Genomic DNA, 15,418 nt, shown 5'->3' on the forward strand with positions numbered 1-15,418 from the left:
ACCATGACGCAGCACACCGCCACCAGTGACGCGCGGGACCCCTCCCCCGTGCCCCACGAGATCGCGCAGCCCCACTTCTTCCGGCCCAACGAGGACCTGGCCGCGGCCATGGAGTGCGCGCGCTGCGAGGAGCAGGGCATCACCACCCCGCCGGGAGGGGCGCCCCGGAGGCTGTCCAACGCGGAGCTGCGGGCGTTCAAGAAGGAGCGCAAGCGCGCACGGGAGGAGGCGCTGGCCAAGCCCCAGGCCAAGGTGCCGGTCGACCGCAAGCGCACCCTGCCGATCGGCCCCCACCACGCGGCGCTCCTGCGCGGGCTGTGGGCACGCCTGGCCGCGGAGGGCGTCGGCGCCACCCCCGACGGCCGTCTCCTGGGACTGACCTTCGCGGTGCGGGGCGCCGTCACGGGCCGGGCCAACTTCACCGGCCAGGACCTGCGGATGCTGCGCCTGGAGGACGCGCACGCCGCGCTCGTCGAGCTGACCTCGACCGGGTGGCTGGCCTCCACCCCGGAGGCGGTGATCGGGGCGGACGCCGCCAACCCCGCCCTGTGCGACCTGCCCGGCATGCGGGGCGACCTGTGGACGGTCGGCAACGGCGTGCGGTCCCGCGCCTCGGGATGGCTCTCCCAGGCGCTCGCCCACAAGAAGCTCCGCAAGAAGCCCAACCGGCTCCGGCTGGTCGCCGCCCACCTGGCCCTCCACGCGGACCCCGGCGGCTCCGTGTCCCTGCCCGCCGGGGACGTCGTGGCGGCCTGCGCCCTCTCCGGGGACGAAGAGCTGTCCGAACTCCTCACGTGGCTGGCCGAGGTGTCGTGGATCGAGGACGCCTCGGCCGCCGGCGGCGTCGTGGCCGCGCGGCTGACCGAGCTGACGCAGCCCCTGGCCGTACGGCCGGAGCCGCCGAGGACCCCTCCCAAGCAGGTCCCGGCGACCACGCCGCTCGACGTGCCCGTCGCCGACCGTGCGCGCGACCTGCTCTCCGGCCGCGAGGCGGAGGTGGCCCGGTGGGTGGACGCCTACCGGGGCGAGCACGGGCACGGGCCCAGCTGGTCCGCGATCGGGGAGGCCTTCGGCTGGCCGCCGCGCCAGGCGCCGGACCACGACGTCACCCACGAGGTGTTCCGCCTGCTCCGCGCGGGGGGCTGGCTGACCGGCTTCGGCCTGCCCTTCGGCCTGCGCGCCGGGGAGGGGCGGGCGGGGAGCGGATCCTGACACCCCGGCGCCGGGGGCCGCCTGCCCGCGCGGCCCCCGTTCCCGGGCCCTCCCCCCGCCCGCGGAAGGGGCCGGGGGCGGGGGCTAGGATGCCGCCCATGCCTCATCAACCGACGTCCGCCGCACCCGCCCCGACCCCGGGGAGGGACCGGTGAACCGGAACGTGCTGGTCACCGGGGCGGCCCGGGGCATCGGCCGGGCCGTGGCCCGGGCCTTCGCCGGGGCGGGCGACCGTGTGGCCGTCCACTGCGGGAACAGCGTGGAGGAGGCCGAGCGCACCCTCGCCGGCCTGCCCGGCGAGGGGCACGCGCTGTTCCGCGCCGACCTGCGCGACCCCGCCGCCACCGCCGACCTCGTCTCGGAGGTGGTCGCCGCCCTGGGCGGGATCGACGTGGTGGTCAACAACGCGGCCGTCAACACGGCCCACCCGGTCGCCGGCGTCTCCTACGAGGAGTGGCAGGAGGCCTGGCGGACCACCCTGGACGTGAACGTGGTGGCCGCCGCCAACATCGGCTACCTCGCCGCCCGGCACATGATCGACCGCGGGGCCCGGGGGCACATCGTCAACATCGGCTCGCGCGGCGCCTACAAGGGGGAGCCCGACCACCCGGCCTACGGGGCGAGCAAGGCCGCGCTGCACTCCCTGGGGCAGTCGCTGGCCGCGGCCCTGGCCCCGCACGGCATCGCCGTCGCCTCCGTGGCCCCGGGGTTCGTGGCGACCGAGCGCGTCGCCGACCGGGTGACCGACGAGGTCCGCGCGCAGAGCCCGTTCGGGCGGGTGGCCGCGCCCGAGGAGGTCGCGGCGGCCGTCCTGTACCTGGCCTCGCCGGAGGCGGTGTGGTCCTCCGGCGCCGTCCTGGACGTCAACGGCGCCTCCCACCTGCGCTGACCGCCCCCGCCGCGCGCCCCTCGGCGCACGGCGGCGCGGAACCGCTCCACCGCCTCACCCTCCGGTGTCCTCCAGGAGGGTCCCGGCCGCCGACAGCGGGGCGTAGCGGCTGGGGGTGAACCCGAGGAGCTCGGCCGCGAGCTCCTCGTTCCCGGCGAACCCCGCGTCGGCGTCGATCGTCTGGGCGCCGTCCCAGAGCATGAACAGCGCCGAGACGGTGTGCGAGCCCTTGTCGTGGTGCATGTCGTAGTGGGAGGCCATGGGCACGCTGTCGTAGTGCACCCACAGGTCGTGCCCGGTCATGAACATGTCCAGGTCGAACGTGACCGTCAGCCCCATGAGCTCCGGCTTGTACCGGTCGTCGATCCCGGCGAACGCCTCGTCCAGCGCCACCATCCGCGGGCAGGTGGGGGACGCCGAGGTGTAGAGGGCGTTGGCGGCGGCGAACAGGGGCAGGTGGATCGCCGCGGACTTCTCGCCGCCGGACATCTGCTCGTGCTTGTTCTTGGTGAGGCGGACCTCGTCCTGGCCGGGGACGGCCATGCGCAGCTCGAACCGGTACCAGGCCCGGTAGTCCAGCACCGCGGCCAGGACCTGCTTGTAGGTGGCGCGGGGGTGGGCGGCGTGGTGGGCCCGGATCATCTGCCGCAGGACCTCCCGCAGACGTGTCAGGCCCGCCTGCCCCAGGCCGGCGGCGTCGCGTTTGAGCAGCTGCGCCGCGAGGGCCTGGTCCTCGGTGAGGCGGTCCGACCGGCTCCAGCGGATGCCGATGCGCGTGCCCGAGGACATGGGCCGCGAGCGGGTGTCGCGGTCCATGCCGGCGACCAGGTCGCGGGCGACGCGCACGCGCTCGTGGATCTGCTGCGCGATACCGCTGAGCAGTTCGTCCTCCAGGACGCCGCGCTCCTCCTCCCGCAGGAGCGCGCCCTGGTCCTCGACGCGGTCGGCGATGGTGCGCGCGAAGGCGGAGACCGGGTTGCGGCCCGTCTCGTCGTTGACGAACACGGTGATGATCCCGCTCGTGCCGAAGTCGTGGTCGACGCGGTAGCCCTCCGCATCGCCGCCCAGGGCGTCCTGGAAGGCGCGCAGGGCGTTGGAGACGCGGGTGGAGGCGGACTTGAGGTCGCCGTCGGTCACGGCGCGACCCGGGTCGACCGCTCGCGCGAAGGCGTCGGTCAGCGCCGCCGCGGCCGGCGGCAGGACGGCGCGGACGGCGTCCCCGGGGTCCGCGTCCCCCTCCGCGAGCACCTTCTCGGCGGCCTGTTCCGGCTCGGGCCACAGCCCCCGGTCCGGCCAGGCGGGCCCGGGCTCCACACCCAGGGTGGCGCGCAGGTCGGGGTGGGTCAGGGCCGCGAAGGAGTCGGCGTGCTCGAACAGGGCCGTGAAGGCGTCGGTGAGGGCCTTCTGCCCGTGTTCGAGGTCGCGGTCGGCGCGGATCATCGTCTCGTGCGCGGCGGACGCCCGCGCCCGGACCTCGCGCTGCTCCGCCTCGGCCCCGCGCAGGGACTCCCGCACGGCCTCCAGTTCGGCCATGATCTCGCGCACCGGGGCGCTGATGCCCTCCTCGCGGGCGGTGAGCTCCGCGACGGCCCGCTCGTGCTCGCGCAGGCGCTCCTCATGGCGTTCGCGGTCCTCCTCCAGCCGGCCGCCCAGCCGGGCGACGGTCTCCCGCCGCCCGTCCAGGTCGGCGGTGTGCCGGGCGGCCTCGGCGCGGGCGGCGTGGAGGTCGCGGGCGGCGGCGGTGAAGTCGTCCACGGCCGAGGCCACGGCCTCGACGGCCTCCGGGCGCACGGGCATGGCGCGTTCGGCGGCCACCGCGCGCACCTGGTGGCGGTGGGCGTCCACCTCGGCGACGGCGGAGTCGAGGGCGCGGCGCCGCTCCTCGCTCTCGCCGCGCGCGGAGGCCAGGAGGGTGGAGTGGTGCTCGACGCGGCGCACGGCACGGTCGACCGGGGCGGTGTCGGGCAGGGCCGACCGCGCCCGGGTGAAGGCCTTGAGGAGTTCGCCCGCGCGGTCGAGGTCGGCGGAGAGCAGGGCGCCCTGCTCGGCGAGTTCGGCCAGGCGCGCGTCGCAGGCGGCGAGGCGCTCGCGGCGGCGGTGGGCCCGGTTGGTGGCGCCGATGAACTCGGGGACGTCCTTGGGGCAAGTTCCCACGAGGAGGCCCTGGGCGAACCCGGCCCGGGCGGTGACGGTGTGCGCCGCAGGGGCGGACCCCGGGGCCCCGGAGACCTCCGCGCCGCCCGCGGCGCCGTCCAGGCGGACCGAGGCCAGGACGCGGGCGATCACGTCCTGGGGCACCAGGTCCTGCTGCTCGGGGACGAGCACCTCGGCGAGGGTGCGGCCCCCGTCCGCGACCGTCTCACCGGTGGGCAGGAGGTAGGCGTCGGCCTCCCCCGCCTCCAGGGCCGCGCGGGTGGCGCCGGCGTCCGGGTGGACCCACGCGGTGAGCAGCCCGGCCCCGTCCAGCGCGCCCTCGACCGCCGCCGCGTCGGCGTCCGCGACGGTGTCGGCGAACCGGACGAGCCGCCACAGCGGGGCGCCGGGGCGGCCCTCCCGGGACGCGGTGCGCCGGTGGTCGGCGGGCGGGGCGTCGTCGCGCTCGGCGGCGATGTCCGCGCGTTCGCGGGTGAGGCGCGCGGTCTCCCCGTCCAGCTGCTCCCTGCGGTCCTCCAGGGTGCGCACGCGGCCGGCCGCGTCGAGGCGCTGCTGGTCGGTGTGCTCGCCGTAGACCTCGGCCAGGGCGGGGGTGCCGGGTTCGCCGAACCGTTCCAGCGCCTGCTCCAGGGCCTGGACGCAGGCGGCGCCGGTGACCGGGGAGGGGCCCTGCGCCCAGTGCCCGGCCCAGGCGGCGAGGGCGTCGGCGGCGGCGCCGCGCGCGGCGGCCAGGGCCTCGTCCGCCTCCCGGCACTCCTGCTCGCGCTGCTGGAGCCGCTCGTCTGCGCGGGCGGCTGCCTGGTCGGCCGCGGCGCGGGCGGTCTCCGCCCCGGCGAGCCCGCGGAGGCGTTCGCGCACCGCGTCCACGTCGGCGCGGCGGGCGGTGGCGCGGGCCCGTGCCGCGGAGGGCAGGTCGTCGCCGCTGTCGGCGGGCCCCTCCCCGTCGTGGGCCAGGCCGGCCCGGTCCGCGGCCTCGGCCAGTTCCGCGGCGAGTTCGCCGGTGCGGGCGCGTACCCGTTCGAGGTCGTCGGCGACCTGGTCGGCCTCGCGGCGCAGGGCGCCCACCTCGCCCGCCTGGACGTCCAGGCGGGCCTGCTGTTCGCGGAGTTCGCGGGCGGTCTCCGCGCTGTGGGCGCGCTCGACCTCCAGGGCGGCGTGGCTGCGGAACGCGTCGTCGGCCTCCAGCCCGCTCCTGCGCGCGGCCAGCTCGCGGACGCGGGCGTCGAGCTCCTCGGACCTCGCGGTGGCGGCGGCGTGCTCGACGGCGGCGCGTTCCCGGGTCCCGCGCGCCTCGGTGACGGCCGCCGCCCGCTCGGCGGCGTGGCCGGTGGCGGTGCGCAGGCGCGCGAGCCGGTGGCGGGCGTGCACGTCCAGGTAGGAGGCGTACTCGCCGGCGAAGGCGGTGGCCGCGGCGTGGGCGGTGGTCGCCTGGTCGAACCGGCGCTGGACGGCGGCCAGGTTGGTGAAGTCGCGGGCGGCCTGGTCCAGGAGGGTCTCGTCGAGGGGGCTCAGTCCGCTGGTGAGGGTCTCGGAGACCTTGTCGGGGTCCAGGTCCTTGGCCAGCAGGGGCCGGCGCAGCGCCAGGAGCAGGTCGAGGAGCTGGGTGTAGCGCTCGCCGAGCCCGAAGAGGCGTGCGTCCACGGCCTTGCGGTAGTCCGCGGCGGTGGCGTGCCAGGCCGCGTCGCCCAGGACGCCCTTGAGCTGGCGTTCGGTGAGCGGGCGCCCGTCGGAGGCGAGCAGGCCGAAGTCGACGCCCAGGCGCCGGTCGGTGACGAAGAACGAGGGGTTGACGCCGTCGCGGTGCTTGTGCGCGCGCAGGCCGACGACCAGCGTGGCGGTCTCGGTGCGGTCGCCGTCGGCGCGGGCGAACTCCATCCACACGTACCCGTACGCGGAGTCCTCGCCCCGGTAGAGCAGGTTGGACTTCATGGTGCGGTTCTGGCCGCTGAAGGGGTCGAGGCGGCGTGCGTCGGTGTACCCGTCGAGCACGAACGGGAAGAGCACCTCCAGGGCCTTGGTCTTGCCCGAGCCGTTGTGCCCGCGCAGCACCAGGCGGCCGTCGGCGAACACGAACTCCTCGTCGACGTAGTCCCAGACGTTGATGACGCCGGCGCGGCTGGGCCGGAAGCGGTCGCTCCTGGAGGTCATCGGTTTCCTTCCGCGGGGGCGTGGGCGGCCGTGGGTTCGGGGGCCGGCCCGGGATCGTCGGGGGGTGCGGTCCCGGAGGGGGGCTGGTCGGCGGGGGCGGCCTCAGCGGGCGCCGGGTCCGCCAGCCCCAGGGGGAGCTGGCCCCTCTCTGCGCGCTCGGGCAGCGCGCCCTGGAGGTTGCGGTAGCGGGAGGCGGCGGGGAGCACCAGGGCCCCGCCCGGGACCGGCCGGACCAGGGAGAGTTCGGCGAGCAGCGCCAGGGCGGCGTCCAGGAGGCCGTAGGGGTCCTGCTGCCAGGCGCCGCCGAAGGAGGCCGCGCCGAACTCGGCGAAGAGCTCGTGGATCATCGTCTCCCACCGGGCGCGTTCGACCAGGGGGGCCTCCAGCCGCTCCGGCGGCCCCGCGCCGTCGTCCGCCCCGGGGGGCTCCGGCGTCCAGGCGAGTCCGGTGACGACCCCGTCGCGGGGCAGGCCCGCGTCGACCAGGCGGACCAGGGCGGCCTGGTCGGCGGGGAGCGGGGGCACGGGCAGCACCACCAGCGCCGCCAGGGACGTCTCCAGGAGGTCGGCGACCTTGGCGAGCAGGAGACCGGCGGTGCGGTTGACCGCGCCGCCCCGCCCGGGGAAGGGCCGGTCGGTGAAGGTGCCCGCCGGGTCGGCGAGCAGGACCCCCTCCGCGCGGCGCTCCACCTTCAGGCCGGTGGCGCGGGCCAGCTCCTCGGCCGCGCCCCGCCCGCGCAGGACGGCGGCGACCTCGGGTTCGACGTCGGCGAAGTAGACGACGGGGCGCTCCACCAGGAGGCGCCGGGCCCGGCGGGCCGCCTGCTCGCGGGGGGAGGCCGCGGTCAGAGGTTCGGCGAGCAGTCCCGCCGCGCTGCCCAGGTGCTGGACCGGGCGGGCCGGCCGGAACAGCACCTCGCACACCTCGTGGTCGATGTCGAAGAGCGCGTCGCCCTGGTCGCCGGTGGCCGCCCACGCCTCCAGCGAGCCGTCGGACAGGTGCAGGGCTCCCCGGTCGAGGAGCCAGTGGGCGGCGTCGACCAGCGCGGCCTTGTGCGATCCGTCGGTGGGGTCGTAGCCCAGGCCCTGGACCGTGTTGGCGGCGGGGGTGAGGCGGGCGACCAGGTCGGCGAGGCTGATCTCGATCTGGGAGCGCTGGAAGGAGGCCAGCAGCAGGCACAGGTAGGCGAGCCTGCGCCGGTCGAAGGGCCTGCCCCGGCGGGAGAAGGCCTGGGTCTGGGTGGGGTCCAGGGCGTCCAGCTCGCGGACCAGGCGCACGTGGTCGGTCGTGGCGATGAGGGTGTAGCCGAAGAGCCGGTGGAGGTCGGCGGCCAGCTCGTCGGCCCAGCGCAGTACCTGGTCGAGGACGCCGGGGCGGGGCCGCGAGGCGGTGATGAGGTCGCAGGTGAGGACGCGCCGCACGGCCTGCTGGTAGGAGCCCAGGTCGGCGGGGGCGACCGCGGGGGCGGAGGTTCGGGGCATCAGGGGTTCTTCGTTCGTGTCCGGTGGGCGGTCGCCTCCAGGCGCAGGCCCGGGAGGTGGATCCGGCCCTGGCTGGTGCGCACGGTGCTGCCCGCCGGGTCGGGGACCAGGCGGACCATGGTGCCGTCGCCCTCGCCGGAGGCCGAGGAGAGGCGTCCGGCGACGACGGTGCGCGCCTCCAGGGCGCGGGTGACCAGGCGCAGCAGGATACGCGTGTCGGTCTCGTCCAGCACACGGCCGTGGACGCCCTCCTCGACCAGGCGCTCGGCCGACCTGCGCTCGGACCCGCGGTCGGCGGCCTGCCTGCCGCGCAGGCGCGCCTGGGCCCCGGGGTTGCGCCGCACCGGCCTGGGCACGCCGGCCGTGGGCGCGGTGCCGCTGCGGAACAGGGTGACCGAGACCTCGACCCCGGGCGCGTCCCACCAGGTCAGGCCGGGGGAGATCTGTTCCTCGTCGTCGTGGGCGACGCCGAGGTGGCGGGCGGAGCGGACGTTGAACGCCGCTCCCATGAGGGCGTGGGCGGCGCCGTCGTCGGGGGTGTTGAACACCCAGGTGGCGAGGTGGCGCAGCTGGCTGGAGCGGTTGACGCCGCCGCGCTGGGCCTCGGTGATCTGCCGGAGCAGGGCGATCACGCCGGAGACGGCCGTCCTGGTGGCCGCGTGCAGTTCGGCGGCGCGCGCGGGGACGGCGTCGTCGGAGGAGAACCAGGCGCGCAGGGCCTGCCAGCGGCGCTCCCAGTCGGCGCGGCGCTCGGCGCGCTCCATGAAGGGGCGCTCGTCGGCGTCGGCGGCCCGGGAGAGGAGGGTGGCCAGGCCGGTCTCCTCCACCTCGCGGACGGCGCGGTCCAGGCGGGGCAGGTGGCGGTCGAGCTCGGCCGTGAAGTCGGACATGTGCACCAGCAGGGCGTTCTTGTGGCGCAGGAAGACGTCCGGGGAGGAGTCGGTGGAGCGCAGGATCTCACCCAGGGTGACGTGGAACTGCGCCGAGCGGCGCCCCATGTCCTCCATGGCCGAGTCCAGGCGGGCGAGCCTGCGGTGGACGTGCTCGGCCCGGCCGGTGCGGTTGGCCTCCGCGAGGGCCCGCAGGTCGTCCAGGACCTCGGAGAAGACCAGGCGGGACAGGTTGACGTCCTCGATGCGGGCGCCGAGCAGGTTCTCCACCGCCTGGTAGGCCCAGTAGCCCAGCTCGCTGAACTGGTAGACCGACTGGCGGTTGCGGTAGCGCACCAGGTTCCCGGCCCGGGAGGCGTCGTCGAAGCGGTGCACGACGCGGTCGGCGTGGAGTTCGTCCAGCCGGTCGCGCAGGCCGCGGTCGGGCGTGGGCACCTGGTCGTGCGCGGCGGCGAGCTCGCGCAGGGCCGCGGCGACGTCGTCGGGGGACACCTGCACCTGGTGGACCTCGCGCAGCCGGTCCATGGCGCGCAGGATCCACAGGTAGGTGACGTGGTCGTCGCGCCGGGTGAAGTTGAACAGCCGGAACCGGTCGCTGACCGCGAGGGAGTCCATGTCCAGGGCTCTGCGTTCGACCACGGGCCGCCCTTTCGGTGATGTGGGAGTGGGGCCGCCGGGCGGAGGGGGTTCCGCCACACCATGACGCTACGTGACTGCGGGGGCAGGTGCGGACGTCCGGGCCGCTGTCGGCGGTCGACGGGGCCCGGTTCTCCGCGTCCGCCGCCGTGGGGCGTGAGGGGCCGGTGTGCCGGGCGCCACGGGGCGAACTTGGCGAATCCGCCACAACGCGGCCCACCGGCACGGTAGAAGAAGAGGAATCACGTTCCACACAAGAGAATCCATGAGCTCCCCATGCCCTCCGACGAACCGGCGTCCCCGGACATCCTGCGGCTCCCGGCCCGCCCCGTCTCGCTCCCTCCCCCGGAGGACCTCGCCCTCGCCGCACTCGCGTCCCCGCCCCTGCGCGACGCCCTCGGCCTGGCCCGCTGGTGCGGGCCGGCGACCCCCGTCTGCCCCAGGGGGCTGCCCGGAACCGCCGACGTGCGCGACGCCGTCCGGGAGTGCGGGCTCTGGCCCCGCGGCCTGGAGGACCACCCCCGCCGGCGCCGCAGATGGCTGGACGGACTCGGCCCGGCGTCCGGCGTGGAGGAGTTCGTCCGGCCGTGGCGGACCGCCGTCCGGCTCGGCCTGGTCGAGCTGTGGGCCGGGAACGCCCACCCCGCGCGAGGACTGGAGGAGCACGCACGCTCCCCGGACCGGATCCTCGCCTGGTGGTCGCAGGTGTTCCAGGACGGTGTCGAGCAGGACCAGGACCCCCGCTGCCCCTCCGGCGCCGACGCCCTCCTCCCCCGGGCCCTGAGACTCCTCTACGAGGCCCCGGACGGCGCCCGCACCCCCCTGGAGGCCCTGACCGGCGCCGACCGTCCGGCCCCCGGCCCGGGGCAGGAGGATCCCGATCCCGCCTCCGACCGGCTCCTGCGCTCGCTGTGGCGGCTCACCGGCACCGGGGCGGTGGTCGTGGGGCGCCACGGCCCCGGGACCGGGGACGGCTCCCGCCCCTTCTGGGCGCGGCTGACGGGCCTGGGCCGGTTCGGGGTCAGACGGATCCTCCTCGCGGTGGGCGTTCCCGCCCCGCTGACGGAGGACCTGGCGGGGGCGGGGGAACTCCTCGACGCCCTCGGCGCCCTGGCCCCGGAGGGCCGGCTGTGCTCGTTCGACGCGTGGCTGGAGCAGCGCACCCCCGCGCTCGCCCTGCGGGAGATCGCCGAGGCGGTGCGGGGGCCGGGCCGCGCACAGCGCCGGTGGACGGGGGCGAAGGTCCTGGACACGACGAGTTCCGAGCTCGTCCCGGACCTGTGGTCCCTCCTCGGCTCCGGCGAGCCCACCGCGGTCGGCCTGGCGGCCTCCGTCCTCCTCTCCTCCGGCATGCTCGCCCGGCACGAGGTCGACCGGATCATGGACAGGCACGGAGCCCTGGTCGTCATCGACATGCTCGCGGCGGCGCTGGACCCCGACGAGGCCAACCTGCGCGCCTTCCTGACCGCCGAGTGCACGGAGGGCATCGAGGAGCTGATCCTCGACGACGTCGACCGCCTCCGGGCGGACCGCCACCCCGACACCGTCCCCGTCCTGGAGGCGATCGGCCGCCAGCACCCGGACCCGGGCGTCGCGGCCACCGCCCGCAGGGCCGTGGAGAGGCTGGCCTCCCCCTCCTGAGCGCGCGGCGGCCCCGGCCCCGGCCGCCGCTCACGACCACCCTCCGCTCCGTGGCACGCCCGCGCCGCCCTCCGTCCGGACGGGCCCGGGCCCGCCTCTCCCACGGCCCGGCCCCCACCGCAGGTTCCGCCGCACGCCAGTTCCCGCTTTGCCTCCATCTTTCCATTGACAAGTTAGGGCGCCGCGAGGCAATCTTTCCAGTAGAAAGATTTCGGGACACCACCCATCGGAGGCCCGCCATGGAACCGCTCATCACCCTGATCGGCACCACCACCGCACTGCTCGCACTGGGCGTGCTCGGCGTGCGGCCCCTGCGCTCCTGGCCGCGCGCCCTGCGCGGCGGACTCGCGGCCATGTTCACCCTGACCGGCGTGGCGCACTTCGTCGGACTGCGCGAGGAGCTGGTCGCCATGGTCCCGCCCCTGCTGCCCGCGCCCGAGCTGCTGGTCACCGTCACCGGAGTACTGGAGCTCGCCGGGGCCGCGGGCCTGCTGTGGGCGCGCACCTCGCCCTGGGCGGCGGCCGGGCTCGGCGCGCTCATGGTCGCGATGTTCCCCGCGAACGTCTACTCGATCATGACCGGCGCGAGCGCGGGGTTCAGCGAGAGCCTGCCGGTCCGGACCGCCATGCAGGCGGTGTTCATCGCGGCGACCCTCGCTGTGGTCGTCCACCACCTGCGCGCCCGCCGGGCCGCGGCCGCCGTCGGGGACCGCGCCGAGGCACGGGAGGCCGTGCCGTCCTGACGGGCACGAACACCGACACGCGCCCTGTCACGCAGGGGATACGGCCGGGGCCGCTGTGAAATCTTGTGGCCCCGGCTGACATCATCCCAAATTGTACGTACACTCTGTACGGACAAGATGAGTCCCGGCCCGGATCCTCCGAGGTCCCCGCCGGGACACCCCTGCGAACGGACACTCATGCGCGACGACCACGGGACCCTGGTGCCCCTCTACCACTGGATGAACAAGATCCCCGGCGGAGCCATGCTGGTCCCGCTGGTCCTGGGGTCGCTCATCGGAACCTTCGCCCCCGGGGCGCTGGACATCGGCAGCTTCACCACCGCGCTGTTCAAGGACAGCGCCCTGCCGCTGATCGCCCTCCTCATCTTCGCCACCGGCACCCAGGTGACGCTCCGGACCGGCGGCCCCGTCCTGGCCGCCACCGGCGTGGTCCTGCTCGGCAAGAGCCTCATCCCCGGCCTGCTGATCGTCGGGCTCGCCGTCTTCACCGGCCCCGACGGCATCCTCGGGGTGTCGATCCTGGCGCTGCTCGCCGCCACCACCAACGCCAACGGCGGACTGTGGCTCGCGATCACCGGCCAGTACGGGCGCTCCCGCGACCGGGGCGCCTACATCGCGGGGGCCGTCAACGACGGCCCGTTCATCGCCCTCCTGTTCATCGGCGCCTCGGGCCTGGGCCAGATCCCGGTGCTGGCCCTCGTCGCCGCGATCGTCCCGTTCCTGCTCGGCGTGGTCGTCGGCAACGTGGACGCGCAGTGGCGCGAGGTCCTCAAGCCCGTGCCCTCCATCGTGATCCCGTTCTTCGCCTTCGCGCTCGGTGCGGGCATCGACCTCGCCGACGTCGCCCGGGGCGGGCTGACCGGCATCCTGCTGGGCGTCGTCATCACCCTGTTCACCGGCGGCCTGGTCTACCTCGGCTACAAGCTGATCCTGCGCCGCGGCAAGGAGTCCGGCATCGGCTTCGCCGCCGGGACCGTCTCCGGCAACGCCGTCGCGACCCCCGCCATCGTGGCCGCCGCCGACCCGTCCTTCGCCGCCTACATGGGCACGGCGACCTCCCAGATCGCGGCCAGCGTGCTGGTCACCGCGATCCTGGCGCCGCTCGTGACCACCTGGGTCCTGCGCCGCGCCGGGGCCTCCCCCGCCGAGGCGGAGAAGGCCGAGGAGGCGGCCGAGGCCGAGAGGGCCCTGGCCGCCGGCGAGACCGCCGCCGACGCGGAGACGGCGGCCACCGGAGCCGGACAGGCGACCGCCGCGGCCCCCGCCGCCGACACCGACACCACCGAGCAGAAGGAGTCCGACTCGTGAGCACCCCCGTCACACCGCGCGTCGCCGTCGTCGCGGACGACCTGACGGGCGCGGGCGACACCGCCGTGCAGTTCCTGCGGGCCGGGTGGAGCACGGAGCTCCAGCTCGACGCCGCGACCCCGAACGCCGAGGTCGTCGCCGTCAGCACCGACTCCCGCGCGCTGCCCGCCGACCGCGCCGCCGCTGCCGCGGCCGAGGCGGTCCGCCGCCTGCGCGGAGCCGGGGCGGCCCGCCTGTACAAGAAGGTCGACTCCACGCTGCGCGGCCCCATCCGCGCGGAGATCGACGCCGTCCTGGACGCGTGGTCGCCGGACGCGGTCGCCGTGGTCTGCCCGGCCTTCCCGGCCAACGGCCGCACCGTCCGCGACGGGGTCCTCCTCGTCGACGGGGTCGAGGTGCACCGCACCGCGGTCGGCACCGACCCGGTGACCCCGGTGTCGGAGAGCCGCGTCGCGGTCCTGCTCGGCGCCGAGCACGTCCGGCTCACCGGCGGCGACGCCGCCGCCGACGCGGCACAGCTGCGCGCCGCCGGACCGGTCGTGGTCGCCGACGCCGGGACCGACGAGGACCTGGCGCGCCTGGCCGCCGCCGTCACCGCTCTCGGCCCCGACGCCGTGCCGGTCGGCTCGGCCGGGCTCGCCGCCCGGCTGGCCGACTCCTGGGCCGCGGAGGCCGAACCGGCCCCCGCCCTCGTCGTGGTCACCTCGCTCCACCAGACGGCCCGGGGCCAGGTCGAGGAGCTGGCCGCCGACGACCGGACCCGGATCGAGCAGCCCGCGCCGCGCGACCTCGCCGACGACGCGGCCTGGCGCGCCTGGTCCGCCGGGGTCCTGGACCGGTTCGACCCGGCCACGGCCCACACCGCGCTGGTCGCGCCCGAGGACCGCGACGGAGCGCTCGACCCCGCGTCGGTCGCCCGCCGCTTCGGCGCGCTCGCCGCCGACCTGGCCGCACGCCACGAGCTGTCCGGCTTCGTGGTCACCGGCGGCGACGGGGCCCGCGCCCTCACCGCCGCCCTGGACGCGCGCGCCATCGCCCTGACCGGCGAGGTCGCCCCGGGCATCCCGCTCGGCACGCTGTCCGGCGGACCCCGGCACGGCCGGGCCATCGTCACCAAGGCCGGGGGATTCGGATCCCCCACCGCACTACTGGAGGCCGCTGACGCGGTACGCCACACGAAAGGCAGGAACGCATGAGCCGCCCCACCCTGGCAGTCACCCTCGGCGACGTCGCGGGCATCGGCCCGGAGATCACCGCCAAGTCGCTGCTGCACCACCCCGAGGTCCGGGAGTACTCCCGCCCCGTGGTGATCGGTGACGCCGACGCCCTGCGCAACGCGGTCGCCGCCGTCGGCGGCGACCCGGCCTCGGTCAACCCCGTCGAGTCCCCGGCCGACGCGGCCGACGACCCCGCCGTGATCGACGTCGTGCAGACCGGCCCCTCCCTCGGCCACGTGCCGCCGGGCGAGCTGAGCGCGGAGGCCGGCGACGGCGCGGCGCGGTTCGTGATCGCCGCGGTCGACCTGGCCAAGCGCGGCCTGGTGGACGGCATCGTCACCCCGCCGCTGAACAAGGCCGCCATGCACCTGGGCGGCCACGCCTGGCCTGGCCACACCGAGCTGCTCGCCCACGAGTTCGGGGTGCGGGACTACAGCCTGGTGCTCTCCGCCGGGGAGCTGTCCTTCTTCCACCTGACGACGCACGTGTCCCTGCGCAACGCGATCGAGGGCATCACCCGGGAGCGCACCCTGGAGGTGCTGCGCCTGATGAGCGCGTTCGCCCGCGCCCAGGGCAGTCCGGACGAGCCCATCGGGGTGGCCGGGCTCAACCCGCATGCCGGGGAGAACCGCCTGTTCGGCGACGAGGACGCCGACGTCCTCGCGCCCGCGATCGCCCTGGCCCGCGAGGAGGGCATCAACGCCCACGGCCCGCTCCCCGCCGACGCCCTGATCCCGGCTGCCGTCAACGGCAAGTGGAAGCTGGTCGCGGTCTGCTACCACGACCAGGGGCACGCGCCCTTCAAGGCCGTCTACGGCGACGACGGCGTCAACATCACCGCCGGCCTCCCCGTGGTGCGGGTCTCGGTCGACCACGGCACCGCGTTCGACATCGCGGGCCGCGGGATCGCCCGCGAGGCCAGCCTCGTCCTGGCGCTGCGCCGGGCCGCTGAGCTGGCCCCCGGCTGGGGGCACGTCTGGCAGGCGTCCCGCTCCGACGCGCGGTAGCGGCGCGAAGGCCCACCGGGCGGGGCGGCCCCGCCCGCCCTCGGCCGCCCCTGCCGGAGCACCGGTGAACGGTGTGCCCGCGTCCCCGTCGG

General features: G+C 76.2%; 10 protein-coding genes. 7 read left to right on the forward strand and 3 right to left on the reverse strand.

The annotated features are described in order from the left end of the window. Positions 1 to 3 precede the first annotated feature (3 nt). Both ACFQBR_RS07050 and ACFQBR_RS07055 read left to right on the forward strand, forming a co-directional pair. Positions 4 to 1,212, forward strand: coding sequence for a hypothetical protein (locus tag ACFQBR_RS07050; protein ID WP_330156993.1), 1,209 nt, complete (start codon positions 4 to 6; stop codon positions 1,210 to 1,212). A 151-nt stretch (positions 1,213 to 1,363) separates the two neighbouring features. Then, complete coding sequence (locus ACFQBR_RS07055) at positions 1,364 to 2,101, forward strand: SDR family NAD(P)-dependent oxidoreductase (RefSeq protein ID WP_344184998.1); 738 nt, start codon at positions 1,364 to 1,366, stop codon at positions 2,099 to 2,101. A 54-nt stretch (positions 2,102 to 2,155) separates the two neighbouring features. Here the strand turns inward: ACFQBR_RS07055 and ACFQBR_RS07060 are convergent, their stop codons facing one another. From ACFQBR_RS07060 to ACFQBR_RS07070, 3 genes are read right to left on the reverse strand one after another with little or no spacing between them, the layout of a single operon-like run. Next, on the reverse strand, positions 2,156 to 6,403 hold the full coding sequence (locus ACFQBR_RS07060; protein WP_378552479.1) for an SbcC/MukB-like Walker B domain-containing protein: 4,248 nt from the start codon (positions 6,401 to 6,403) through the stop codon (positions 2,156 to 2,158). Further along, entirely contained in the window at positions 6,400 to 7,884 is a 1,485-nt protein-coding gene (locus ACFQBR_RS07065) for a DUF2398 family protein (protein WP_344177733.1), read from the reverse strand. The genes ACFQBR_RS07060 and ACFQBR_RS07065 overlap by 4 nt, the downstream gene beginning before the upstream one ends. Beyond that, positions 7,884 to 9,413 (reverse strand): TIGR02677 family protein, encoded by a 1,530-nt coding sequence (locus tag ACFQBR_RS07070; protein WP_344177735.1) that lies wholly within the window; start codon positions 9,411 to 9,413, stop codon positions 7,884 to 7,886. Before ACFQBR_RS07070 ends, ACFQBR_RS07065 begins: the two co-directional genes overlap by 1 nt. Positions 9,414 to 9,686: 273 nt before the next feature. On the opposite strand from ACFQBR_RS07070, the gene ACFQBR_RS07075 reads away from it, so the two are divergent. The 5 genes from ACFQBR_RS07075 to pdxA all read left to right on the forward strand — a co-directional run bounded on the left by ACFQBR_RS07075 (position 9,687) and on the right by pdxA (position 15,326). Then, positions 9,687 to 11,051 (forward strand): hypothetical protein, encoded by a 1,365-nt coding sequence (locus ACFQBR_RS07075; RefSeq protein ID WP_344177737.1) that lies wholly within the window; start codon positions 9,687 to 9,689, stop codon positions 11,049 to 11,051. Between the two features lie 239 nt (positions 11,052 to 11,290). Next, positions 11,291 to 11,794: a DoxX family protein gene (locus ACFQBR_RS07080; protein ID WP_344177739.1), complete on the forward strand. Its 504-nt coding sequence runs from the start codon at positions 11,291 to 11,293 to the stop codon at positions 11,792 to 11,794. A gap of 177 nt (positions 11,795 to 11,971) precedes the next feature. Further along, positions 11,972 to 13,102 (forward strand): 2-keto-3-deoxygluconate permease, encoded by a 1,131-nt coding sequence (locus ACFQBR_RS07085; RefSeq protein WP_344177741.1) that lies wholly within the window; start codon positions 11,972 to 11,974, stop codon positions 13,100 to 13,102. Then, complete coding sequence (locus ACFQBR_RS07090) at positions 13,099 to 14,298, forward strand: four-carbon acid sugar kinase family protein (RefSeq protein WP_378552484.1); 1,200 nt, start codon at positions 13,099 to 13,101, stop codon at positions 14,296 to 14,298. The genes ACFQBR_RS07085 and ACFQBR_RS07090 overlap by 4 nt, the downstream gene beginning before the upstream one ends. Beyond that, on the forward strand, positions 14,295 to 15,326 hold the full coding sequence (pdxA, locus tag ACFQBR_RS07095) for a 4-hydroxythreonine-4-phosphate dehydrogenase PdxA (protein ID WP_378552487.1): 1,032 nt from the start codon (positions 14,295 to 14,297) through the stop codon (positions 15,324 to 15,326). The genes ACFQBR_RS07090 and pdxA overlap by 4 nt, the downstream gene beginning before the upstream one ends. The last annotated feature ends 92 nt before the right edge of the window (positions 15,327 to 15,418 follow it).

It is taken from the genome of Nocardiopsis tropica (genome assembly GCF_042660575.1).
Taxonomy (GTDB): Bacteria; Actinomycetota; Actinomycetes; order Streptosporangiales; family Streptosporangiaceae; genus Nocardiopsis; species Nocardiopsis tropica.